Annotated in this window: 23 protein-coding genes; 12 read left to right on the plus strand and 11 right to left on the minus strand. The window is 62.9% G+C overall.

From position 1 onward, the window contains the following. The first annotated feature begins 205 nt into the window (after nt 1-205). Nucleotides 206-1,009 (plus strand): enoyl-CoA hydratase/isomerase family protein, encoded by an 804-nt coding sequence (locus JQ611_RS03825; protein WP_212464554.1) that lies wholly within the window; start codon nt 206-208, stop codon nt 1,007-1,009. Nucleotides 1,010-1,012: 3 nt separating this feature from the next. Here the strand turns inward: JQ611_RS03825 and JQ611_RS03830 are convergent, their stop codons facing one another. Both JQ611_RS03830 and JQ611_RS03835 read right to left on the minus strand, forming a co-directional pair. Next, the gene (locus JQ611_RS03830; protein ID WP_212464555.1) at nt 1,013-1,813 is read right to left on the minus strand and encodes an enoyl-CoA hydratase/isomerase family protein; all 801 of its coding nucleotides are present in this window, start codon (nt 1,811-1,813) and stop codon (nt 1,013-1,015) included. An 85-nt stretch (nt 1,814-1,898) separates the two neighbouring features. After that, nucleotides 1,899-2,780, minus strand: a complete 882-nt coding sequence (locus JQ611_RS03835; protein WP_212464556.1) for an SDR family oxidoreductase — start codon at nt 2,778-2,780, stop codon at nt 1,899-1,901. Between the two features lie 304 nt (nt 2,781-3,084). Between JQ611_RS03835 and JQ611_RS03840 the strand changes: the two genes are divergently transcribed. After that, complete coding sequence (locus tag JQ611_RS03840) at nt 3,085-3,603, plus strand: MarR family winged helix-turn-helix transcriptional regulator (RefSeq protein WP_212268837.1); 519 nt, start codon at nt 3,085-3,087, stop codon at nt 3,601-3,603. 59 nt (nt 3,604-3,662) lie between these two features. On the opposite strand, the gene JQ611_RS03845 is transcribed toward JQ611_RS03840, so the two are convergent. Then, nucleotides 3,663-4,565, minus strand: a complete 903-nt coding sequence (locus JQ611_RS03845; protein WP_212464557.1) for an SDR family oxidoreductase — start codon at nt 4,563-4,565, stop codon at nt 3,663-3,665. 104 nt (nt 4,566-4,669) lie between these two features. Next, nucleotides 4,670-5,641 (minus strand): tripartite tricarboxylate transporter substrate binding protein, encoded by a 972-nt coding sequence (locus JQ611_RS03850; protein ID WP_212464558.1) that lies wholly within the window; start codon nt 5,639-5,641, stop codon nt 4,670-4,672. Nucleotides 5,642-5,822: 181 nt separating this feature from the next. Here JQ611_RS03850 and JQ611_RS03855 point away from each other — a divergent pair, with 181 nt between their 5' ends. Continuing rightward, entirely contained in the window at nt 5,823-6,833 is a 1,011-nt protein-coding gene (locus JQ611_RS03855; protein WP_212464559.1) for an NADP-dependent oxidoreductase, read from the plus strand. 25 nt (nt 6,834-6,858) lie between these two features. On the opposite strand, the gene JQ611_RS03860 is transcribed toward JQ611_RS03855, so the two are convergent. The 3 genes from JQ611_RS03860 to JQ611_RS03870 form a co-directional block, all read right to left on the minus strand. Next, complete coding sequence (locus JQ611_RS03860; RefSeq protein ID WP_212464561.1) at nt 6,859-8,076, minus strand: ABC transporter substrate-binding protein; 1,218 nt, start codon at nt 8,074-8,076, stop codon at nt 6,859-6,861. Nucleotides 8,077-8,225: 149 nt separating this feature from the next. Beyond that, a complete protein-coding gene (locus JQ611_RS03865) occupies nt 8,226-8,624 on the minus strand; it encodes a hypothetical protein (RefSeq protein ID WP_212464562.1) in 399 nt (132 codons plus the stop codon). Between the two features lie 104 nt (nt 8,625-8,728). Beyond that, entirely contained in the window at nt 8,729-9,724 is a 996-nt protein-coding gene (locus JQ611_RS03870; protein WP_212464563.1) for an amidohydrolase family protein, read from the minus strand. 214 nt (nt 9,725-9,938) lie between these two features. Here JQ611_RS03870 and JQ611_RS03875 point away from each other — a divergent pair, with 214 nt between their 5' ends. From JQ611_RS03875 to JQ611_RS03915, 9 genes are all read left to right on the plus strand, one after another. Continuing rightward, nucleotides 9,939-11,150 (plus strand): NAD(P)/FAD-dependent oxidoreductase, encoded by a 1,212-nt coding sequence (locus JQ611_RS03875; RefSeq protein ID WP_212464564.1) that lies wholly within the window; start codon nt 9,939-9,941, stop codon nt 11,148-11,150. A gap of 31 nt (nt 11,151-11,181) precedes the next feature. Further along, complete coding sequence (locus JQ611_RS03880) at nt 11,182-12,453, plus strand: Rieske 2Fe-2S domain-containing protein (protein ID WP_212386046.1); 1,272 nt, start codon at nt 11,182-11,184, stop codon at nt 12,451-12,453. Beyond that, nucleotides 12,450-12,956: an aromatic-ring-hydroxylating dioxygenase subunit beta gene (locus tag JQ611_RS03885; protein WP_212464565.1), complete on the plus strand. Its 507-nt coding sequence runs from the start codon at nt 12,450-12,452 to the stop codon at nt 12,954-12,956. The genes JQ611_RS03880 and JQ611_RS03885 overlap by 4 nt, the downstream gene beginning before the upstream one ends. Nucleotides 12,957-12,970: 14 nt before the next feature. Then, complete coding sequence (locus JQ611_RS03890) at nt 12,971-13,732, plus strand: SDR family oxidoreductase (protein WP_212464566.1); 762 nt, start codon at nt 12,971-12,973, stop codon at nt 13,730-13,732. A gap of 8 nt (nt 13,733-13,740) precedes the next feature. Beyond that, entirely contained in the window at nt 13,741-14,055 is a 315-nt protein-coding gene (locus JQ611_RS03895) for a non-heme iron oxygenase ferredoxin subunit (protein ID WP_212464567.1), read from the plus strand. Nucleotides 14,056-14,057: 2 nt separating this feature from the next. Then, on the plus strand, nt 14,058-14,741 hold the full coding sequence (locus JQ611_RS03900; RefSeq protein ID WP_212386050.1) for a TetR/AcrR family transcriptional regulator: 684 nt from the start codon (nt 14,058-14,060) through the stop codon (nt 14,739-14,741). Beyond that, a complete protein-coding gene (locus JQ611_RS03905; protein ID WP_212464568.1) occupies nt 14,738-15,634 on the plus strand; it encodes a VOC family protein in 897 nt (298 codons plus the stop codon). The genes JQ611_RS03900 and JQ611_RS03905 overlap by 4 nt, the downstream gene beginning before the upstream one ends. Continuing rightward, the gene (locus JQ611_RS03910; RefSeq protein WP_212464569.1) at nt 15,631-16,491 is read left to right on the plus strand and encodes a VOC family protein; all 861 of its coding nucleotides are present in this window, start codon (nt 15,631-15,633) and stop codon (nt 16,489-16,491) included. Before JQ611_RS03905 ends, JQ611_RS03910 begins: the two co-directional genes overlap by 4 nt. Before the next feature lie 86 nt (nt 16,492-16,577). Further along, complete coding sequence (locus JQ611_RS03915; protein ID WP_409411250.1) at nt 16,578-17,285, plus strand: SDR family oxidoreductase; 708 nt, start codon at nt 16,578-16,580, stop codon at nt 17,283-17,285. A gap of 30 nt (nt 17,286-17,315) precedes the next feature. Here JQ611_RS03915 and JQ611_RS03920 read toward each other — a convergent pair whose 3' ends face one another. The 4 genes from JQ611_RS03920 to JQ611_RS03935 form a co-directional block, all read right to left on the minus strand. Then, complete coding sequence (locus JQ611_RS03920; protein WP_212464571.1) at nt 17,316-18,284, minus strand: tripartite tricarboxylate transporter substrate binding protein; 969 nt, start codon at nt 18,282-18,284, stop codon at nt 17,316-17,318. A 62-nt stretch (nt 18,285-18,346) separates the two neighbouring features. Continuing rightward, nucleotides 18,347-19,552: a CaiB/BaiF CoA-transferase family protein gene (locus JQ611_RS03925; RefSeq protein WP_212464572.1), complete on the minus strand. Its 1,206-nt coding sequence runs from the start codon at nt 19,550-19,552 to the stop codon at nt 18,347-18,349. Between the two features lie 12 nt (nt 19,553-19,564). Then, nucleotides 19,565-21,763 carry an acyl-CoA dehydrogenase gene (locus JQ611_RS03930; protein WP_249132883.1) on the minus strand — a complete coding sequence of 733 codons (2,199 nt, stop codon included), beginning with the start codon at nt 21,761-21,763 and terminating at the stop codon, nt 19,565-19,567. Between the two features lie 45 nt (nt 21,764-21,808). Further along, a complete protein-coding gene (locus JQ611_RS03935) occupies nt 21,809-22,618 on the minus strand; it encodes an enoyl-CoA hydratase/isomerase family protein (protein WP_312011859.1) in 810 nt (269 codons plus the stop codon). Between the last annotated feature and the right edge of the window lies 1 nt (nt 22,619).

The following is a 22,619-nucleotide window of genomic DNA, read 5'->3' on the forward strand; positions in this document are numbered from 1 at the left end:
ACGGACTGGCGGGTCACGCCGCATTGCCAGAATTAGTACACTATATTATGATATGGTGTACTCTGTTTCGCAAGCGCTTTGCGGCGGGCCTCGCCACAAGGCCGGAGGCCGAACGATTGGAACAACCGGCCGCTTATGGCCATCCACATCGCCCCGTGACATTGTGTTGTCCCGGCGCCGAATGATGCCCTTGGAAACGCACGACATGGACAAATTCACGACCATCACCGTCGAAGCGCGCGACACCATTGAAATCCTCTCCCTCAATCGGCCGGATGCGCTCAATGCGGTGACACCAGCGATGGCCGACGAGCTGATCGCCTACTTTTCGGGTCTGCACGAACGCCTGACCACGCGCATCGTCATCTTCCGCGGCAATGGGCGGGCGTTTTGCGCCGGGGCCGAACTCGGATCCGATGCGTTCGCAGCGCCCGGCGCGGGGCGTCCGCAGCGGCAGCTGGACATGCAGCAGCGCTATTCGCGGATCATCCGCCTGATGCGAAGTTGCCCGCAGCCGATCGTCGCACTTGTTCAGGGAGCGGCATGCGGCGCCGGGTTTTCCTTGCTGCTGGCCTCCGATGTTCGCTTCGCCACGCCGGCGGCGCGGATGAACGCCGCCTACATACGCGTCGGCGTCGGCGGCTGCGACATGGGGTCCGGCTATCTGCTGCCGCGGCTGATCGGTCTTTCGGTGGCGTCGGAATTGTTGCTGACCGGGCGGTTTCTGGGTGCGGACCGGGCCAAGGCGGTAGGACTCGTCAGCGACGTCGTTGACGACGACAAATTGCTCGAGACCGGCCTTGCTTTCGCCGCTGAAATGGCCCGCGCCTCGCCAATGGGCTTGCGCATGACCAAGCAAACGCTGAACGCGCTGATCGACGCTCCCGGCATCGATGCCGCGCTGATGATCGAGGACCGCCAGCAGGTGATGCTGCTTGAAACCAGCGACCACCAGGAGGCTGTCGCGGCATTTCGAGAGAAGCGCGACCCGACCTACAGGGATCAATAGAACCTATCTTCCCGCAAATGTCGGTTTGCGCTTCTCCCTGAAGGCTTTTATGCCCTCCTGGGCATCCGCCGTTCGCGAGATCGCTGCGAGCGTTTGTGCCTCATCCTCCAACTGGCTCTCGATGGGACGGTTGAGCGTCTGCAGGAACAGGCGCTTGATCCCGCCATAGGCTTCGGTGGGACCCGAAGCCAGCTCGCGCGCGATCTTCTCGGCCTCGGCGACAACCGCGTCGTCGTTCACGACATAGTCGACCAGCCCCGTCGCCAGCGCGGCGTCGGCGTCCATCGTCTCCGCCAGCAGGAAAAACCGCCGGGCACGGGCGACCCCGATGCGCCGCGTCACGGTTGTCGTCGAGCCGCTGTCCGGCGTGAAGCCGATCCTGGCGAATGCGGATGAAATGCGCGCCGATTTGCCGATCACCACCAGATCGCCCGCTGCCATCAGCGAGACGCTGCCGCCCGCGACGTTGCCTTGCACGGCCACGACGACCGGCGCACGCATGCGGACCATCCGCACGATGGCGGCATGCAAATCGGCTGTCCAAGACTTGATAGTCACGGGCAACGCGGCGCCACGGGAGGCGAGCGCTGCGAGATCGCCGCCGACACTGAACAGCCTTCCGCGTGCGGAGATCAGCACGGACCGCACATCGTCGCGCTCGCTTAATTCTGCCATGCAAAGGCCGAACTCGCGGCAGAAGTCGCCGTCGATCGGGTTGCCCCGCTCGGGCTGATTGAGAACGATATGCGCGAGGCCACCGTCGATCGTGCATTCGAAGCTGGTGGTAGCGATTGCCAGACCCATTGCGTCTCTCCCAGGGCGTTCGGACCTTCTTGAAAATGCGTTCGAGGCGGCCAGCATGGAACGGCTTTTCGTCGCCGGCCTGGCGTCAGGCTGACCGGCCTTCCTTTTCCTTGCGCGTGGAGGCTTGAATGGCCTCGCGCGCCCGCTGCCAATCGTCAGGCGAAAGTTTTGAGAGCCCGGCAAACGTGCTTGGCGCCGCCAGATGATGCCCGCCGTCGATGCTGATGGTGTCGCCGGTGATGTAGCTGCAGCCATCCGACATCAGGAAGATCATGAGGTTGCGCAGCTCATCCATCTTGCCGAACCGGCGCAGCGGAACCTCGTCCGCCTGGGTCGCCCCCACGCCGGTCTCCGCCAGCGGATTGAGCTTGTCCCAGGCATTCTCGGTCGGAAACGGACCGGGCGCGACCGCGTTGACGCGGATGCCCTTCGGTCCCCATTCGACTGCGAGCGACATCGTCATCGCATGGACGGCGGCCTTGGCCATCGCGGCCGGCACCACATAGGCCGATCCTGTCCAGACCCAGGTGACGAGATTGCTGATGATCACGCCGGGGAGCCCCGCCGCAATCCAGCGTCTTCCGCAGCCCTGCGCCGCGTAAAACGAGCCGTCCATGATGGTCGACCTGATCGCCTCGTAACCGCGAGGCGACAACGTCTCGGTCGGCGCCAGGAAATTGGCGCCGGCGTTGTTCACGAGGCCCGTGAGAGGTCCGGTAGCCCAGATTTCCGCCATCATCTTTTCAATGCTGTCGGGATCGCGAACGTTGGCGACCAGCGCCTCGGCCTGCCCGCCCGATCGCGCACGAATTTCGCCCGCCGCCTGCTCGAGAATTTCCGGCCGGCGGCCGCAGATGAAGACATGCGCGCCATGCGCGGCAAAGCCCAAGGAAATCTCCTTGCCGAGCCCCGTGCCGCCGCCGGTCACGAGGACGCGCTTTCCCTTGAGGACGTCACGGCTGAACATGAACGGCAAATCCCGCTATTCGAAGCTTACATTACAGCCAAGCCAGGCCGCCAAGCCAAATTAATACACTAATGTACTTCATCTGTAAATCGCGATCGTCCCGACTCAAGGATGTCCCCGGGAGCTAGATCCGGCTTAATCCCCAGCAAATAGAGCCGATTCCTGGGGATACGTACGGCCATGAATCGCCGCGGACGGGATCGCCGCGGCGCGTTCCTTTTAAAATACGCTTGTGTATGATATCAGTTGAATCGCCGGTGATGGACACGCAATCGGTATCAGCTTCTGACGAGGAAAAAATCGAATGGTCGACCGGCCCGACTGGGATCTCCGACTAGGCTACCTCATCCACGACGTTTCCCGGCTGCGCCGGATGATGTTCGACCGCGCCCTGGCGCCGCTCGGCATCACGCGGTCGCAATGGTGGGTGCTTGCCTTCATCTCGCGGAAAGACGGACTGCCGCAGACTCAGCTCGCCAATGAGCTCGACGTCGGCAAGGTCGGCGTGGGAGCGCTGATCGATCGTCTGGAGTCTTCCGGCTTCGTGCTTCGGCAGGCGGACCCGGTCGATCGCCGCGTCAAGCGCGTCTTCGTCACCAAGCAGGCGCGCGGCTTCCTGGAAAAACTTCGCAAGGAGACCGACAAATTCAATGCCCAACTGACCAACGGGATTGACCGGCAGGCATTGGAGGCGGCTTCGGACGCATTGCTGGCGATGAAGCACAATCTGCTGGCGATGTCCGACGGAAGCGCCCTGCCGGATGAGAGCGAAGCAGACGTCGGCAAGAAGGGCAAACCACGGAAGAGCAGGAAAGCGGCGTAGCCGCTCATCCCTTTACGTGCTGAGCAGACCGCATCGATCGTTAGCGATGCGGTGGCGCTCTATGACACGATGTCTCGCCCCCAAATATCGGCATTGGGGCGTGCCTGCTTCAGCAACTCCGCAACCTTTGGACCCAACTCATTGGGATCCTCGACCGGCTCTATCCCCGGCCCCGCGTGCCAGCCCTCGGCAATTTTGAGAATGCCATCGCCCGCTTCGAACACGCGGCCCGTGACGTCGCGGGATTCCTCGCTGGCCAGCCAGACGACGATCGGCGCGACCCAGCGCGGATTGCGCCGCTTGATGTCTTCCTCGGTGCGCTCCCTCAATCCTTCCGTCATCCGGGTCTGCGCGCGCGGCGCGATGGCGTTGACGGTTATTCCATACTGCCGGAGTTCGGTCGCGCTGATGATGGTGAAGGCGGCGATGCCCGCCTTCGCCGCCCCGTAATTGGTCTGGCCGACATTGCCGAACAGGCCTGAGGCGGAAGATGTATTGATCAACCGCGCGCCCACCGGGGAACCGCGCCGCTTGGCTTCCTGCCGCCAATATTGTGCCGCATGGTGCGAAGGCGCGAACGTCCCCTTCAAATGCACGTTGATGACGCTGTCCCATTCCTGCTCCGTCATGTTGACCATCATGCGGTCCCGCAGGATACCGGCATTGTTGATCAGGACGTCGAGGCGCCCGAATGTCCCAACCGCTTCGTCGATCAGCGCCTTCGCGCCGCCCCAGTCGCTGACGTCGTTGCCGTTCACGATCGCCTCGCCGCCGGCATCTCTGATCGCTTCGACCACCGACTGCGCCGGCGTCAGATCGGCGCCCTCACCGGCCGCGGTGGCGCCGAGATCGTTGACGACGACCTTCGCCCCCTGCTCGGCCAGCATCAGCGCGTATTCGCGCCCGAGGCCGCGGCCCGCACCCGTCACGATCGCAACACGTCCCGCACACAGATTTCCCATTTTCATTGTTCCTGGATCGTTTCGTTTCACTGACACGTACACTCAGGGGAACTCGCCATCGCCGCAGCGCCATTTGCGCACGTCGACGAACAGCAGAGTGCCGTTCACTTCTTTTCGATCTTCGCGGTCGCGACGATCTCGGCCCAGCGCCTGGTATCCGCTTCCTGAAAGGCCCCGAGCTCTTGCGGCGTCGAGGGAAATGGCGCAGCACCAATCGTGGTCAGGTACTTTTTCGCCTCAGCGCTGTTGACGAAGCCGGTGACCAGCGTGTTGAGCCTTGCGATGATGTCGATTGGCGTCTTTGCCCGGACGAAGACGCCAACCCAGGCCGTCAATTCGTAACCCGGCAATCCGCTTTCCGCGATGGTCGGTAGCTCCGGCATCGTCTCCAGCCGCTTTGCACTGGTCACGGCCAAAGCCCGCAGCTTGCCGTCCTGAACCAGTCCCTGCGCGCTCGCGGGATCGGCGAAGACACAATCGATCTGCCCGCCCATCACGTCCGTCAAGGCCTGCGGCATGCCGCGATACGGCACGTGCTGCATTTCGATGGCCTGGCGAAACCTGAATAGCTCGGCCGCGCCCCTGCTCGATGTATTGCCGCTGCCAAAGGACAAGGGTTTTTCGCGCTGCTTCGCCAGCGCGACGAATTCGGTAACGGTCCTGGCCGGAAAATCAGCCCTTACCGTCAGCATCATCGGTATTGTCATGATGCCGGCGACCGGTGCGAAGTCCGCTTTGGGATCGTAGGGCAGCGAATTGAACAGGCTGATGTTCGCCGCCTGCGTCGAATTCGTCGTCACAAATGCCGTATAACCGTCGGGCTCCGCCTTCAGGACCGCGAGCGCCGCAAGATTGCCGTCGGCGCCGGGCTTGTTCTCGACCACAACGGTGGCGTTGGTCGTTGCACGAATGCTTTCGGCCAGATGCCGCGTCACGCTGTCGGTCGCGCTGCCGGGCGGGAATGGAACGATCAGGGTGAGACGCTGCGAGGGATAGGGTTCCGCAGCAGCCGCCGGGAAGCAAGCGGCCAAGAGAAGTACGACGACAGCGATAGCCCGCACTAAATTGGCCCTCAAGCTCATCTCTCCCCTGTTGGCGTTTGGGCGGCATCGCCTTCCGGATCGACCTCGACATATGGGCCTTGTCCGATATAGTACACATACGTACTATCTTTGCGGACTAATGCAAGCGGATCGGTGAGCCCATCAGCTCGTCGCGTGCGCGCACCGCATACCCTCCCAACAGGAACCGTTGGCCATGAACAACAATCGCAATCGTCAGGTCATCCTGAAATCCCGGCCGGCCGATATTCCTCAGGCCGACAATTTCGAAATCATCGAGTCCGACGTTCCCGATCTGCGGGAGGGCCAAATCCTGGTGCAGAACCTTTATCTTTCGGTCGAACCTGCCATGCGCGGCTGGGTCAGCAATGTCGCCAATTATTCGGAGCCGGTGCGCATCGGCGAAGTGATGCGCTCATTCGCCGCCGGCGAGGTGCTGCAATCGGCACATCCCGACTTCAAGCCGGGCAACAAGGTGATGGGCATGTTCGGATGGCAGGAGTTCGCCGTCGTCGGACCTGCCGCCGTCACGCGAAAGATCGGGGAAGACGGACTGCCGCTTTCGCTCTCGCTCGGCGTCACCGGTCTCAACGGGATCACTGCTTATTTCGGGCTGCTGGACGTTGGCCAGCCGCGCCCCGGCGACACCGTTGTGGTGTCGACCGCGGCCGGCGCGGTGGGGTCAGCGGTCGGCCAGATCGCAAAACTGTCGGGTTGCCGGACGGTCGGGATTGCCGGCGGGCCGGCCAAGGTCGCCCAGTGTCGTGAACTGTTCTGCTACGACGTGGCGATCGATTACAAGAGCGACAGTCTGGAGACCGCGCTTGCCACGGCCTGCCCAAGGGGTGTCGACCTCTATTTCGACAACACCGGTGGCGCTATCAGCGACATTGTGCTTCGCCATCTCGCCGTCGGTGCCCGCGTGGTGATTTGCGGTACCGCGTCGGTGTCGAGCTGGAATCCGTGGCCCAACGGTCCGCGCACCGAGCGCCATTTGCTGGTCAAACGCGCACGCATGCAGGGTTTCGTCATCTTCGACTACGCGCCCCGGTTCGAAGAGGCCGTCACCCGTCTGGCCCAGTGGATCCGCGATGGACGACTGCGCTATTCCGAAGACGTGCTCGAAGGCATCGAACACGCGCCGGGAGCGATCGCCGGACTCTATCGCGGTGAGAACACCGGCAAGCGGCTGATCAGGATCAGGTGACGGCCGGTACTCCGGACCAATGCCGCTATTTGGCCGAGGCCGACGTTGCAGCCTCGTCGATCAGCTTCCACGAAGAGCCTTCGAACTTTGCCATGCGCAGCGATTCATAGGGAGCATAGTCCTGCGGCGTGGTGTTGAGCTGGATTCCGGGCAGCATCATCTTGAGGCGCGTGCCCTTCATGTTGGTCGCCTGCTTCAGGAGATTCTCCCGCGTCAGGTCGTCCCCGCACTTCGTAATCGCCTGGACGATGCCCTGCACGTTGACATAGCCCGACAGGGCGACGAAATCGCCGGGATTGTCGTTCGGCGCCCACTTCTTCATGAAGTCCACATACTCCTTCACCTCGGGGTCATCGGCCCAGGCCGGATCACCAGCCTGCTTGGTGAATTGCGTCGTGATGATGCCTTGCGCGTTGTCGAATCCGGCCGGCTCCAGCACCGTCTTGACCGAATTGGTCGGGCTGGCAAGGAACTGCAGCGGCGTCCAGCCCGTCTCCTTCACCTTGCGCAGTCCTTGCGCGGTGAATTTTGGCGTCGAGAAGTACAGCAACGTGTCGGATCCGGAATCCTTCAGACGAACGATCTGGGAGTCGATGGTCGGCTCGGTTATTTCATAGGTCACTTCGGCAACGATCTTGATCTTGTCGCCGAGCGCAGCCTTCAGGCCGACCAGAAAGTCCTTGCCGTAATCATCGTTCTGATAGAGCACGCCGATTTTGGCGGTCGGCTTGTGCTTCAGGATGTACTGCCCGAACGTTTTTCCCTCCATCTCGAAGCCCGGATACATCGGCACGGTCCAGGGGAAGTTCTGCGGGTCGGCGAAACGCCGGCCACCGGCAGACACGAAGATGTGCGGCACCTTGGCGCCGTTCAGATATTTCTGGATCGCGACATTCGGCGTCGTGCCGACGGTACCGACATCGGCCAGCACCTCGTCATTCTCGACCAGCTTTCGGGTCTGTTCGATTGCCTTCGGCGGACTGAAGGCGTTATCGAGCGAGATCATGTTGATCTTGCGGCCGTTGATGCCGCCGGCCTCGTTGACCATCTTGAAATAGCCGGTCATCACCCGGCCGTAGCTGGAGAACGCCGACGCCGGCCCGCTATAGGGAACCGTCTGACCGAGCTTGATCTCGGTGTCGGTGACGCCGGGCCCGTATTTCTTCTCGGCGGCCGACAGGTCACCGATCGTTGCAACGGCCATCATGGCAACCGCGGCCGTCCATCCAAATTTCCGGATCATGCTTCCCTCCCCGTTAAGCCCGCTTGAACGGATCTCGATTTAACGGTACACTAGCATACTAATTTTTGGCTTACAAGCAAGTTGGCCGGTTTCTTTTGTCGTGGGCCCGCAGGTAGCGTCGTCGGCACGCATCAGCACGGCCTACCCTTCTACTCGCACGCCCTGGATTCGCCTTTGGTTTCCTGCAGTTCAATCCGGTCGATCTGCGCGAACAATTCATCCGCGATATCAAGATCGGTTGCGAAGTTCATGGGATCGGCATGGCCGCATATCACGTCGGCAAAGTGCCAGGCCGCCACAGCCAGTACCCGGTCCTTTGCCATCACCGCGATCTTGAGCGGATGCCTGGCGCCGACACCGCGTGCGGTCTGGTAGCCATCGGCGATGCAATAGAGTTCGAGCCGCACCTTCCCGGTCGCTACCACCTGGATCGAAACCTCGATGTCGCAAAAGCCGAACGCGGGATCGTCGCGCGAGCCCTCCGCATAGAAATAAAATGCACCGATTTTGCCATGCGCGCACGGTCCCAATGCGCGGTCGCGCGGCACCTGCGGGTCCGGCCTTGCCGGCGTACGCGGTGGGAGAAGCCCAAGCGAACAGAATTGACGATAGGAATAGCAGGTAGCCAGAACAGCCTCCCTTCAGGTTTGCTTCAAGCTGGGGCCCTGATGTCGAGACCCAACAAGCCCTTCGCATTGCTCATAAACGTTTCACGCGCGAGGCCCAGCGCCCGCTCGGCAAACTCCGCCGGCCGATCCTGCTTGATCGTGAACGGATAGTCCGACCCAGCCACAATGCGGTCCTTCCCGACCTTGGTCACCAGATAGTCCAGCGCGACATCGTCATAGAGGATGGTGTCGTAAAAGAACGACTTTACCATCTCGCCGGGATCGCGCGGAAACAGGCTATCCAAGGGCGGTCCAATGCTCCGGGCGTGCCGCAGCCGCGGCAGGATCCAGGGCAGCGCGCCGCCGCCATGACTGAGCAGGATCCGCAGATTTGGGAAACGCTCAGTCACACCGTTGGTCATCAGCGACACCGCGGCAAACGCGGTTTCGAGCGGAAATGCCGCAACCGCCGCCAGCTCGGGCCGACCGCCCATGCGGTCGAGACCGAGCGGATGCAGCGGATGGACCATCACCATCAAGCCCGCCTGTTCGGCCGCGGCATAGATATCGTGCAGCCTGATATCGCCGAGCGGAATACCGTTGATGTGGCTGCCAATCTCGATGCCGCGCAGGCCAAGCGATTTGATCTCGTCCAACCGCTTGACGGCGAGAGACGCATCCTGCATCGGCGCCATGCCGATGCCGATGAATTGCCCGGGGTTCGCATTGCAGAGTTCGGCGATACCCTCATTGATATGCCGGCACAGCGCGTCGGCATCCGCGGCCGGAAACCAGTGCGACAGCAGTTCCGGCATCGGCGAGACGACCTGCACGTCGACATCGTCGGCTGCCATGTCGTCGATGCGGCGCCTGGCGTCCCAGCTTCGGGAATCGATGACGCGGAACACCTTGCCGCCGACAATCACCGCGCCGCTATCTGCCCCCTTGCGTTCGATCGACGGCCAAAGCGGATTGCGCCCGGCTTGCTGCGGAATGCTGCCGGGAACGAAATGGGTATGGGTATCGATGGCCTCGGCCACAACGCGCTTCCTCGATATTGTTATGCACCGCACCAGTGTTCCCCGCCCACATTCTCCGGGCGGAACCTGCGATGCTACTTTACAAGCAGGTTGGACTGTTTTTAATATGGATGCAATCAAAGAAACGAATTGCAGGGTTTTGCGGACCTCCGCTCAACCGACTTGCGGAAAGGACGCGACGATCAAGATCGCGTCAGGGAGTGAAAGCGGAAAATTGACGGCGCCAGTCGAAAACATCGTGATTGCAGGAGCAGGCCAGGCCGGCGGCCGTGCGGCGGAAGCGTTGCGCGCCCGCGGCTTTCAGGGCGCCATCACCATCCTCGGCGAAGAGCCCCATCCGCCGTACGAGCGGCCGCAATTGTCCAAGGCGATGCTCTGCAGCCCGGACGCGCCGGTAGCCTACATCAAGCAGGCCCGGGATTGGAGCGACGTCCTGAACGTTCGGCTCGAAACCGGCGCGGCAGTGACTGATTGCGACGCCGACCGCCGCACGGTTACCACAGCCGATGGCCGTTCGTTCGCCTACGATCGCCTGCTGATCGCGACCGGAACGCGGCCTCGCCGGCTTGCTGCGCTGGAACAGCCGGGCCTTGAAATTCAGTACCTGCGCAACGTCGAGGATGCGCTGCGCTTTCGCAAATCCGTTCAGCATCAATCCCGGATCGCGATCGTCGGCGGCGGCGTGATCGGGCTCGAGGCGGCCTGCGCAGCCGCAAAGAACGGATGTCGCGTTACGGTGATCGAGAGCGAGTCGCGCTTGCTGGCCCGGGCATTCCCGTCGCTCGTCAGCGACATCGTCGCCGCCAAGCATCGCAGCCATGGAGTCAACTTCATCTTTGGCGCGACCGTCACCGGAAGTACGCCTGAAGGCATTCAGCTCAGCAATGGCGAAGGGGTCGAGGCGGATCTGGTGCTGATCGGCATTGGCGTTGAACCGGTGCCGACGGTCGCCGAACGGCTTGGCCTGCCAACGGCGGATGGGATCGCCGTCGATGCCTGCGGCCGCACCGCGGCGTCAGGCGTGTTCTGCGCCGGCGATGCCGCTCTGCAATGGAGCCGCTGTCACGGCCGCGCGATCCGGGTCGAGACCTGGGCCAACGCGCAGAACCAGGCGATTTCGGTCGCGGCGAACATGATCGGCGAGGCCAGAGAGTACAGCGACCCGCCCTGGTTCTGGACCGACCAATATGACCTGAACATCCAGGTCGCCGGCGACATGCTCGACAGCGACCACATCGTCCGCGGCGATGAACGTTCTGGGAAATTCTCGGTTGTAGCGATGCGCGGCTCGGAAGTGGTCGGCGCGTTGTCGGTTAATGCCGCCAAGGAGATGGCGATACTCAAGCGCGTGATCGCGGCGAACACCAAGCCGTCACGTGCCGATCTTGAATCGCCCGCCTACGATTTGCGGGCCGCCTTGAAATGAAAAGCAAAGAACTTTCCAGGGAGAAACAGCAATGAACGCGTTCCAACGGATGAATACCGCGCTCATGATCGATGAAGGCAAGAAGATATTCAAGGTTTCGCGCCGGGCCTTTGTCGATCCTGATATTCTGGAGGCCGAGCGGGCGCAGATCTTCGACAAATGCTGGCTCTACCTCGGCCATAGTTCCGAACTCGCCAAGCCGGGGGACTTTGTCACGCGTTCGGTCGGGGGGCGGAACATTCTGTTCGCGCGCGATGGCAAGGGCAATCTCAAGGCGATGCTCAACACCTGCCCGCATCGCGGCGCGCAGGTCTGCCGCGAAAAGCACGGCAGCGCCAAATCCTTCCAATGCTTCTATCACGGCTGGGTATTTGGGCTCGATGGAACGCTGCGCAGCCAGCCTGGCGAGTCCTCCTACGCCGCGGATTTCAAGGAGCGCTCGACCTCCAACATGCAACAGGTGGCGCGGTTCGAGAGCTACCGCGATCTCAATTTCATTTGCTTCGACAAGGGCGTCGAGAGCCTTTCGGACTATCTCGGTCCGGTGAAGGAGTATCTCGATGTGATCTGCGATCAGGCCGAGATGGGAATGACCATCGTCGGCGGCACGCAGGAATACTCGATGCGGGCGAACTGGAAGCTGCTGACCGAGAACAGCATCGACGGCTACCACGCGCTGACGACGCATGCGACCTATCTGGACTACCTGAAGTCGGCGAGCGGCGCGCTGGCTCAGGTCGCCTTTGAGGGCTCTGCGCGCGATCTCGGCAAAGGCCATGCCGTGCTCGAATACAAGGCGCCCTGGGGCCGCCCCGTCGCGCAATGGATTCCCTCATGGGGCGAGGAAGGAAAACACGAGCTTACCCGTCTTTATGATGGCCTGGTGAAGCGGTTCGGCAAGGAGCGCGCCGATCGCATCGCCACCTTCAACCGCAATCTGTTTATCTTTCCGAACCTGGTGATCAACGACATCATGGCCGTGACGGTACGAACCTATTATCCCGCCGCGCCCGACTTCATGAACATCAGCGCCTGGGCCCTGGCCCCCAAGGAAGAGACCGAATGGGCACGGAAATACCGGCTGTTCAACTTCCTCGAATTTCTCGGGCCCGGCGGCTTTGCAACGCCTGACGACGTCGAGGCGCTCGAGCAGTGCCAGCGCGGTTTTCGCAACTCCGCCGAGGCGCAGTGGAACGACATTTCGAAAGGCATGGGCAAGGAAAACCCGTCCTACGACGACGAATTGCAGATGCGCGCGTTCTGGTCGAACTGGAACGAGCATATTTTCAGGGTGCCGGCATGAGCGACGGAGTAACCGCGATGCACGCCATAGCCCGTACCGACGTCGAGGATTTCCTGTTTGCCGAAGCCGAACTGCTGGATGAATGGCGGCTGCCGGAATGGCTGGAGCTGTTCACTGACGACGCGATTTATTACGTCCCGGCGACGGACCTGGCCGTCGACGCTTCGCCCGACAACAACCTGTTCTATGTCGCCGACGACCGCTTCCGGCTCAGCGAGCGGGTCAAGCGCTTGATGAAACGAACCGCGCATGCCGAGTTCCCGCATTCGAGGACGCGACACCTCGTCAGCAACGTCCGCATCAGAAAGCATATCGGCGACGATATCGAGGTGAGTTCGGCCTTTATCACCTATCGCACCAAGGACGGCGTGACGGACACCTATTTCGGCAGCAACCGGTATCGTCTGGTGCCCGGCAACGGCACGTTCCGGATCAAGGAGAAGCGCTGCCTGCTGGACAGCGAAGGTCTTCGCGCCCAGGGCCGCGTCAGCATCATTCTGTGAAAGCAAAGCAAGAAATGGATCAAAAGCTCAGGGATAATGTGGCCATCGTCACGGGCGCGGCCAAGGGCATCGGCCTTGCGATCGCCGAGCGGTTGGCGCGGGACGGCGCCAAGCTCGTGCTTGCCGACCTCGACGAGGCCGGGCTGAAGCAGGCTGCCACTCATCTCAGCAAGGAGTTCGGCGCCGAGGTCACCAGCCAAGCCGGCGATCTCTCCGATCAGGGCACGGCGGAGAAGACCATCAATCTCGCGAGTGAGCGCTTCGGCCGGCTCGACATCCTCATCAACAATGCCGGCGGCGGCATCATCAAGGCGTTCGCCGAGCAAACGCCGGAAACCCTGAAGACCACCATCGATCGCAATCTCTGGACCGTGCTGTGGTGCTCCTGGTACGCGGTCCCCAGGATGCGCGCGCAGGCTTATGGCCGCATTATCAACCTTGGCGCCGATTCAGTCCGCAACGGCCTGTGGGATCATGCTGCCTATAACGCCGCCAAGGGCGGCGTTCACGGCCTCACGACAGGCATGGCACGGGAATTCGCCAAGGACGGCATCACGGTCAATACGGTCGCCCCCTGCGCGGTGAACACGCCGCAGATGGTGGCGATCACCAAGAGCAACCCCGCGCTCGCCGCCAAATTCGTCAGCGTCATTCCCATGGGCCGTCCGGCCGAAATGGAGGAAGTCGCCTCGATGGTTTCCTATCTCGCTTCCGCCGAAGCATCGTTCGTGACCGGACAGGTCATCAGCGTCAACGGCGGCAGCACCATGCTCTAGGTCTTGATATGGGTGAAACACTCGTCCTCTGCGCGGCTAATGAAGTGGTCGAAGGCGAAATCAAGCAGGCGCCGCTGCCCGATGGCTCCAACGTGGCGCTCTACCGGGTCGACGGCGCGATCTACGCCACCGCCGACATGTGTACTCACGGAGAGGCATCGCTAGCGGAAGAAGGCATCATTACCGGCAAAACCGTGGAGTGCACGTTCCACTTCGGCACGTTCGACGTGACCACCGGCGAGCCGACCGGCATGCCCTGCGAAATTGCATTGAAAACCTACCCCGTCACCATCGTTGACGGCAACGTTCAGATCGAGGTCTAGAAATGGCGAGCCGTCCTGACCGTGTCCCCGCCCCGCTGAAATCCGCGCGCCGACCGCTTGGCACAGCCCGGCGGCGCACCCAGGCCGAACGAACCGAGGAAACGCGCACGCGCATCCTCAAGGCCGCATCGGAACTCATTCGCCGGCGCGGCTACGCCCGCTTTCGAACCGCCGACGTCGCCGCCGAAGCGGGCCTGTCCCGTGGCGCGCAGCTTCATCATTTTCCGACCAAGGATTCGCTTGTTGTCGCCACCCTGGAATACGTCTTCGAGCAGGCGCAGATCCAAAGCCGGCGCCGCGCCGCGGCGGTGAACCGGCCGCGTGATCTGATCGAGGCCGTGATCGAGGACGCACGCGAGTTCTTCTTCAGCGAACATTTCATGGTAGCGATCGACATCGTGCTGTCGACGTCGACCGATCAGGCCGTCCGCAAGCAGATCCTGGACATCTCCCGCAAGGCGCGCCGGCCGGTCGAGACGGCCTGGACCGAAGCGCTGGCTGCGAGCGGCGTGCCGCCTTCGCTGTCGGCCGATATCGTGGCCCTAACATTAAGCCTCGTCCGCGGCATGGCGCTGCGCACGCTGTGGGACAACGATCCCAAATGGTTCGACGAGCTGTTCGCGGTGTGGCGGCGGATGATCAAGATTTTCCTGGAATCCCAGCATCCGAAGGCGCGGGCGCGATGAACAATGGCCGCGCCACCCCTCTGATCACATCGGTCTGCTACGTTCGCCTCGCCGTTAGCGAGCCGAGCGCGAGCGCACGCTTTGTGTCCGATATTTTTGGGCTGCAGCGCGTCGCCGATCAGGATGGCGAGATCGCCTTTCGTTCCGACGACCGGTTTCGCACGGTGAGCCTTGGACAGAATTTTTCTGATGGCCCCAGCGTCGGGATCGAGGTCTGGGATGATACGGCGCTGGCAGAAATCGGCGGGCGATTGCGCGCACTCGGCTTCACGGTGCAAGAGGCGTCAGCCAGCGAGTGTCGGCGCCGCTATGTCCGGTCGGCGCTGTTGACGGAAGACGCATCCGGCAACCGGATCGATCTGGCAGTGCGGCCGACACGAAGCGGACGGCGGTATTTTCCACCGCGCGATGCCGGCATCGTCGCGTTTCATGGCGTCGGCCTTCGTAGCACCGATCACGCACGCGACCTCGCATTCTGGCGCGCGCTCGGCGCCGAGGTCAGCGACTGGGTCGGCGACATCGCCTATTTGCGGATCGACGGATTGCACCACCGCATCGCGCTGTATCCCTCGAACCGCAATGGGCTGCTCTATGCGGCGTTCGAAGTCGAGGCGCTCGATCAGATCATGCAGAACAGCTACTTCATGCAGGAAAGCCAGATCAGGATCGTGCAGGGCCCGGGCCGCGAGGCCGCCTCACGCCAGATGTTCCTGCACGTCGAAGGCCCGGACGGCCTGATCTTCTCTTACGTGAACGGCATGACTGAAATCGACGGCAAGCCGCGGCTGGCGCGGCAATTCCCGCTTGCTGCCTCCTCGCTCTGCGACTGGGGCAGCGAAAGCAAGGACGTACCGGAACTGAGCGCCGGGCCGATGAACAGGAGAACAACATGATCCAGCTGAAGGATGTGAGCTACGTCCGCCTCGGTTCGCCCGATCTCGAAGCGGCCGAGAATTTCGCGACCGCCTGTCTCGGCCTGCAGATTGCCGAGCGCGGCAAGAAGGATCTGTACCTTCGCTCCGACGAGCGTGCGCACACGCTGTGCTACATGGAAGGCGACCCTGACGACCAGACCGTCGGCTTCGAGGTCGAGGACGAGGCAAGCCTGCAGGAAGCGGCCTCAACGCTGGAACAGCTCGGGCATGCCGTCCACGCAGGGACTGCGCAGGAAGCCGAGCGGCGCAAGGTAAGAGCCTTCATCGGTTTTCGCGATCCGACCGGCAATCATATTGAGCTGGTGGTGCGGCCGGAGCGCAGCGGCCGGCGCTATTTCGCCAGCCGCGATGCCGGGATCACCGGCTTCAGCCATATCGGCCTCAACTCCACCGATCCGGCGCGCGATGAGCGGTTCTGGACGCAAGTGTGCAACGCCCGTGTCAGCGACCGGATCGGCGATATTCCGCTGATGCGCGTCAACGCGATCCATCACACCATTGCGTTGGTGCGGGCGCCGAAGGCCGGCATCCAGCACATCAACCACCAGGTCGAGACCAGCGACGACGTGCTGCGCTCCTACTACTTCCTCAATGAGCGGCGCGTGCCGATCGTGTTCGGCCCCGGCCGCCATCCGACCTCGGGCGCGCGCTTCCTCTACTTCAAAGGCCCGGACGGCATGATCTTCGAATACTCGGTCGGCGTCGACGAGATCGAGGACGAGGCGACGCACCGGCCGCGGCAATTCGGCTTTGAGCCGACCAGTTTCTGCATGTGGGGTTCGAAACCCGCGGGCATGGCTTTGCCGAACTCCTGATTGGAACAGTACAAATGGATCTGGGATTGAGGGGACGTACCGCGATCGTGTGCGCGGCAAGCCAGGGCCTTGGCAAGGCGAGCGCGATGGCGCTCGCCCGCGAAGGAGTCAACCTCATCATCGCGGCCCGCCGCGGGGATGTGCTGGAGAGTGCCGCGGAGGAGATCGCGTCTGCGACCGGCAACCGGCCCAAAACCGTCATTGCCGACGTCACCACCAAAGAGGGCCGTGACGCCATTCTCGCCGCCTGCCCGGCTCCCGACATTCTCATCAACAATGCCGGCGGGCCGCCACCCGGGGATTTTCGCAAATTCGAGCGTGAGGACTGGATCAAGGCCCTCGATGGCAACATGCTGGCACCGATCGCCCTGATCAAGGCGACGCTGGACGGCATGATCGCGCGCAAGTTCGGTCGCATCGTCAATGTCACCTCGCATGCCGTGAAAGCGCCGGTAGCGATGCTTGCGCTTTCCAACGGCGCGCGCACCGGCTTGACGGGTTTTGTCGCGGGACTGGCCCGGTCGGTCGCCGAACACAACGTGACGGTCAACAACCTGCTGCCCGGCACGTTCGATACCGACCGCCTCAAGTCCAATCTGACGGCGCTGGCCCGGCATTCGTCGCGCGAGGTCGGCGCCGTGACCGAGGAGATCAGAACGGCCAACCCGACCAAGCGGTTCGGCCAGCCCGATGAATTCGGCGCTGCCTGCGCGTTCCTGTGCTCGTCGCAAGCCGGTTACATCACCGGGCAAAACATTCTGATCGACGGCGGCGCCTATCCCGGCACGTTCTGATTCGAACAAAGCTCGATCATCTGCCGGCCATTACTCGGTCTTGACATGGCGCTCCTCGATCACCTTGCGCCACACGGGAATTTCGGCCGCGATGATGGCGGACAGTTCGGCGGGAGTACTGGTCGTGGCCTCCACGCCGTAGGCCAGAAAGCGGTCGCGCAATTGCGGCATCGCCAGCGTCGTCTTGATAGCGGCGTTGAGTTTGCTGACGATCTCAGGCGGCGTACCCGCGGGAGCCAACAGCCCGAACCAGGTTTCGACTGAATACCCCTTCAAGACGTTCCCGATGGGCGTGGCCCCGGGAGCAACGGCGGAGCGCTCAGGCGACGAAACGCCGAGCAGCTTCACCTTGCCGGAGCGGATATGTTCGTTCAGCGTGTCGGATGTTGTCGTGAGCAGGATGTCGACCTCGCCGGCAAAGATCGCGAGCGTTGTCGGTGCCTGGCCGCGGTACGGGACGTGGACCATCTGCAGCCCGGCCTGGTTGAGAAAGCGCTCTGTGCTGAGATGTCCGAGCGAGCCAGGTCCGGCGGTCGCATACAGCATCGGCTTGCCCTGCGCCTTGGCGTAGGCGATCAGCCCGGCGGCATCGTTCACCGGCACCTTTTCACTCGCAACCAGAACCAGCGGCGCCTTGGAGACCAGCGAGACCGGTGCAAAGCTCTTCAACGGATCGAAATCGACGCCCTTCTGAAGCAGTGGGGCGATCGAGATCGGGCCGTTGTTTGCAAACAAAAGGGTGTAGCCATCCGGATCCGCCCGGGCGGCTTCGTTGGCGCCGGTCGTGCCCGCCGCGCCCCCGCGATTGTCGATGACGAGCGGCTGGCCGAGGATCTTTGCCATCGGCTCCTGCAGCGCGCGCGCCATGATGTCGGTCGAACCGCCGGCGGGATATGGAACGATGAGCCGGATCGGCCGCGACGGGTAATTATCTGCGGCGGCAGTTCCGGCAAGAACCACAAGGCCGAGTGCAAGAGCGAAGAAATGAAGTCGTTTCACGTCGATCCTCCCATCAGGTCGTCTCTTTTGTTTTTTGATGCAGTCTTTCTCTCCGGTCGGCTTTATTCCGCTGCCGTTCTGGCGACCTTTCCGAACGCGCCGGAGGCGGCCAGTTTTGCGATTTCATCCGCGGACAGTCCGAGCACGCGTTCGAGCACGTCGTCGCGGTGCGCCCCTACGGACGGAATTTCCCGCCCGATCGCACTACGCGCACCCGACATTCGCCACGGGGCGTTGACGCCCTTGAATTCACCGGCGGCGTCCGCGATCGGCGCGAATGTGCCGCGATCAGCAAGATCGGAATCGTCCAAGGCCTCGGCCGGGTCACGAAAGCGCGCGCAGGGAATGCCGGCCTGATCGAGCAAGGCTAAGCATTCGTCCATCGTGTATTGCATGGTCCATTTTTCGATGACCTGCATCATCGCGGTCCAGTTCGCGCCGCGCTTCGGCACCGATGTGAAGCGCGGGTCGGACGAAAGCTCCGCCAGGCCGGTCAGGTCGCGAAGCGCCGCGAAGTTGCGCGCCGACACCGGCGCGATCAGGATGTCGCCGTCCATGGTGCGCACGGGCCCGTAAGTCGGCCGCGGCATCGGCTTGGAGAATTGCGCTTCCTGCAGCTCATACACCAAGAGATTCAGCATGCAATCCATCAGGGCGACATCGATGCGCTGTCCTTCGCCGGTGCGCGAGCGCTGCACCATTGCAGTCTGAATTGCCGAGAAGCCGAAAATGCCGCCGAGAACATCGGCGACGAACACCGCACCTGCCGCCGGCCGGTCGCGGTCGTCGGCATACCGCATCAGCGTGCGATCGAAGCCGCTCTCGGCATGAACGATCATCGCATACGCGGCGCGCTCGGCCTGCGGACCGGTCTGGCCGTAGCCGGAGATCGAGCAGTAAATCAGTCCCGGATTGATCTGTCGCAGCGTCTCATATCCGAGACCCAGGCGCTCCATCACACCGGGTCGGAAATTCTCGACCAGGATGTCGGTGTCTTCGACCATGCGATGGACGAGCTTGATCGCATCTGAAGATTTCAGGTCGAGCGCGATGCTCCGCTTGCCGGCATTGAGCTGGCCGAAATAGGCGCTGTGGCCGTCACGCACCGGCGCGCGCAGTCGCATTTCGTCGCCTTCCGGCGGCTCGATCTTGATCACTTCCGCGCCGACATCGGCCAGCAGCCGCGCGCAATAGGGCCCGGCCAGCATGATGGAGAAATCCAGCACCCGCACGCCCTCGAGGGCCGATGTCGATGTTTGGTTCTGCATACTGCCTGCCTCCTATCTCGGCAGCCCGAGCCCGCGCTGGGCGATCAGGCTGCGCTGTATCTCGTTGGTCCCGATGCTGATCACCCACATCAGCGAATGCCGCAGGTTCTGTTCGAACCGGCCATTGTCGATCGCGCCCGGCATCTGCTCGGAAATCGCGGCGCGCATCCCGAGAATGTCGAGCGCCGCCTCGCCGAACCCTTCCATCAGTTCGCCGGAATAGACCTTGCTGATCGCGCCATATTCCGGCGGCGTCACGCCATCGGCCGCGAGTTCGGCGCAATGCATCATCAGTTGCCGGCCAACCTCGATTTCGCAGGCAAGCGTCGCCATCTTGTCGCGCACGATCGCATCCTGAGCGGGCGGCGGCCGATCGCCCTCGGCCGCCATCACATGCCGGCGCAGTTGCTCGAAGGCGTGGGCCACCTTCAACACGATGCCGCCGCCGACCAGACCGCGCTCAAAGGCGAGTGCGCCCGTCAGGACTTTCCAGCCGCCATTGACCTCGCCGACAATGTTTTCCAGGGGAATGCGAACGTCGTCGTAGAAGATGTTGGCAAACGTGCCGTCATACATCGTGCTCGCCGGCTGGATCGTAATGCCCCGCGCATTCATCGGGACGATAAACATGCTGATGCCGGCGTGCGGCGGCTTGGCATTCCTGTCGGTCCGGGCTGCGAGAAACATGTATTTTCCCCACCAGGTCGTGGTCCAGATCTTCTGGCCGTTGATGACCCAGTGCTCGCCGTCTCGCACCGCGCTGGTGCGCAGCGCGGCGAGATCGGAGCCGGCTTGCGGTTCGCTGTAGCCCATGCCGTGCATGGCCTCGCCCCGGAGAATTTCCGGCAAGTAGTTCTGCTGCTGCTCCGGCGTGCCGAACATCATCAGGGCGTTGGCCTGGATCGACGCGCCGATCCGCGGTGCTTCGCCCTGCTCCATCGTCTCCATGAATGCGATCTGCTCCAACGGGGAACGGCCCTGCCCGCCGAATTGCTTTGGCCATCCGAGGCCGATCCATCCGGTCTTGCCGATATCGCGCGCGAACTCGGCGTCGAACTCACGCTTTTCAAATGGCTGTTGGTCGAACCTCGCCTTCCGGTCTCCCGACCAGTTTTGATCGAGCCACCGCCGCACCTGTTCGCGCAGCTCGTTGCCGGCCGGACCGAGATCGTATTGCGGCAACGGCGCGCCGCCGCGATCCAGCAAATACGAAGCCAGCCGCCGCCGTGCATCAGGCGCCCCGCCGAGCGCGACCGTGTCCAGGTGCACGCGCTTGAAATGTCGCGTGGCCTCGTGCTCTTCGGCATAGCCGATGGCGCCGAAAATATGCTGGGTCTCGAGCGACACGCGCCGCAGCGCATGCCCGCCAAAGGCAACCGCGCAATCGACAAAATAGCGCCAGTTGCAATCACCAATGTCGTGCAGCCTGGCCGCATGATCCAGGATCAGGCGGACGCCTTCGAGCGCGATCAAGCCATTGGCGAGCTTGTGCTGGATCGCCTGAAACTTTGCGATCGGTTGCCCAAACTGGTGACGCTCCCTGGCGTAGTCCGTGGCCAGCTCGAACGCGCGCCGGGCGGCGCCATGTGCCCTCGCCAGCAATGCGACCTGGGCCTTGAGGCTGATATCATCGAGGTCGACCGCCTCCAGCGGAAGCAGCGTCAGCGGCGCCGAATTCAGCCGCACCTCGCAGAGCCCCCATGCGCCCATGGCGCGCGTCGGCGCGAGGACAATGCCGGGAGCATCCAGTTGGACGAGGGCAAGATGGGACGCGTCAACGGCCACGAGAAGATGTGTGGCACCAGCGGCCTCGACGAAACGAAGCACGCCTGTTGCGCGCGAGCCGTCAATCCGGATCGATCCTGCACCCACATCAGGGTCGCGGGCGCCGAAGGAGAAAGCAGCCACCGCTGTGCCGGCATGCAGCTTTTCCAGCAGCTCCACGGCGGCGTCGGTCCGCGAGCCCGAGAGGGAAAAGTTGGCCAGCGCGACGGACCACATCGGCGCCGGACATGCGGCGCGGCCAAGTTCCGCCATCACCACCAGGATCTCGCGAAGGCCGCCTTCATCGCGGCCGGAGCCGAGCGCAGCCACCCCCTGCCCGATGAGCTTGCGCCAGACCGCCGAGGTATCGTCCGGGAACGGCCGCTCCTTGCCGCCGCCCGCGACCCAATGCGCTTCGAGAAACCCGCGCAGGGAATCCCGAAGCATTTTGGCGGTGTCGTCGCTCGGAGGCGCGGCCGCATCCATGGGAGACTAGGCCTTGCCGTATTTCGGCTTGCGCTTCTCCTTGAACGACATCGTCGCCTCTTTGTGGTCGGCGGTCTCGAATGTCACCTGCTCGAGCGCCATCGAGGCCTCCAGCATCATATTCACGCGATCCTTGACGATCTGGTTGATCGACAGCTTGGTCCAGCGAATGGCCCAGGTCGGGCCGTTGGCGAGCTCGATCGCGATCTCGCGGGCCTTGGCGAGCACCTCCGCGCGCGGCACGACATGATTGACCAGCCCGATCCGCTCAGCCTCCGCACCTTTCAGAAGGGTGCCGCGGATCAGGCACTCCTTGGCCTTGTTGATGCCGATCAGCAGCGGCCAGATCACGGTGCCGCCGTCGCCGGCGACCAGGCCGACCCGCGAGACGTGGGTGTCGCCGATGCGCGCGTCCTCCGCCATCACCGTGATGTCGCAAAGCAGCGCGTGAGTTGCGGCGAGGCCGATGGCGTCGCCGTTGATCGCCGCAATGATCGGCTTGTCGAGTTCGAGCTGGCGCGTCACGCCACGGCGGCTGATCATGGGGTCGTGGACTTCCCCCTCCTCGAGAACGTCGCCGCCCGGTCGCTCCGACATCGCCTTCACGTCGCCACCCACGCTGAAGAAATCACCCGCGCCCGTCAGCACCACGACGTGGACGGCGTGATCGTCGGCCAGGTCGTCCCAGATGGTCCGCAGTTCGCGGATCAGCTTCTGATTGATGGCGTTGCGTGCTTGCGGCCGGTTCAAAGTCACGGTCGCGACCTTGTCCGCGACCTCGACCGTCAGGCATTCGTATCTGGCATATTGGGACACA

Source organism: Bradyrhizobium sp. AUGA SZCCT0182 (assembly GCF_018130185.1).
Lineage (GTDB): Bacteria > Pseudomonadota > Alphaproteobacteria > Rhizobiales > Xanthobacteraceae > Bradyrhizobium.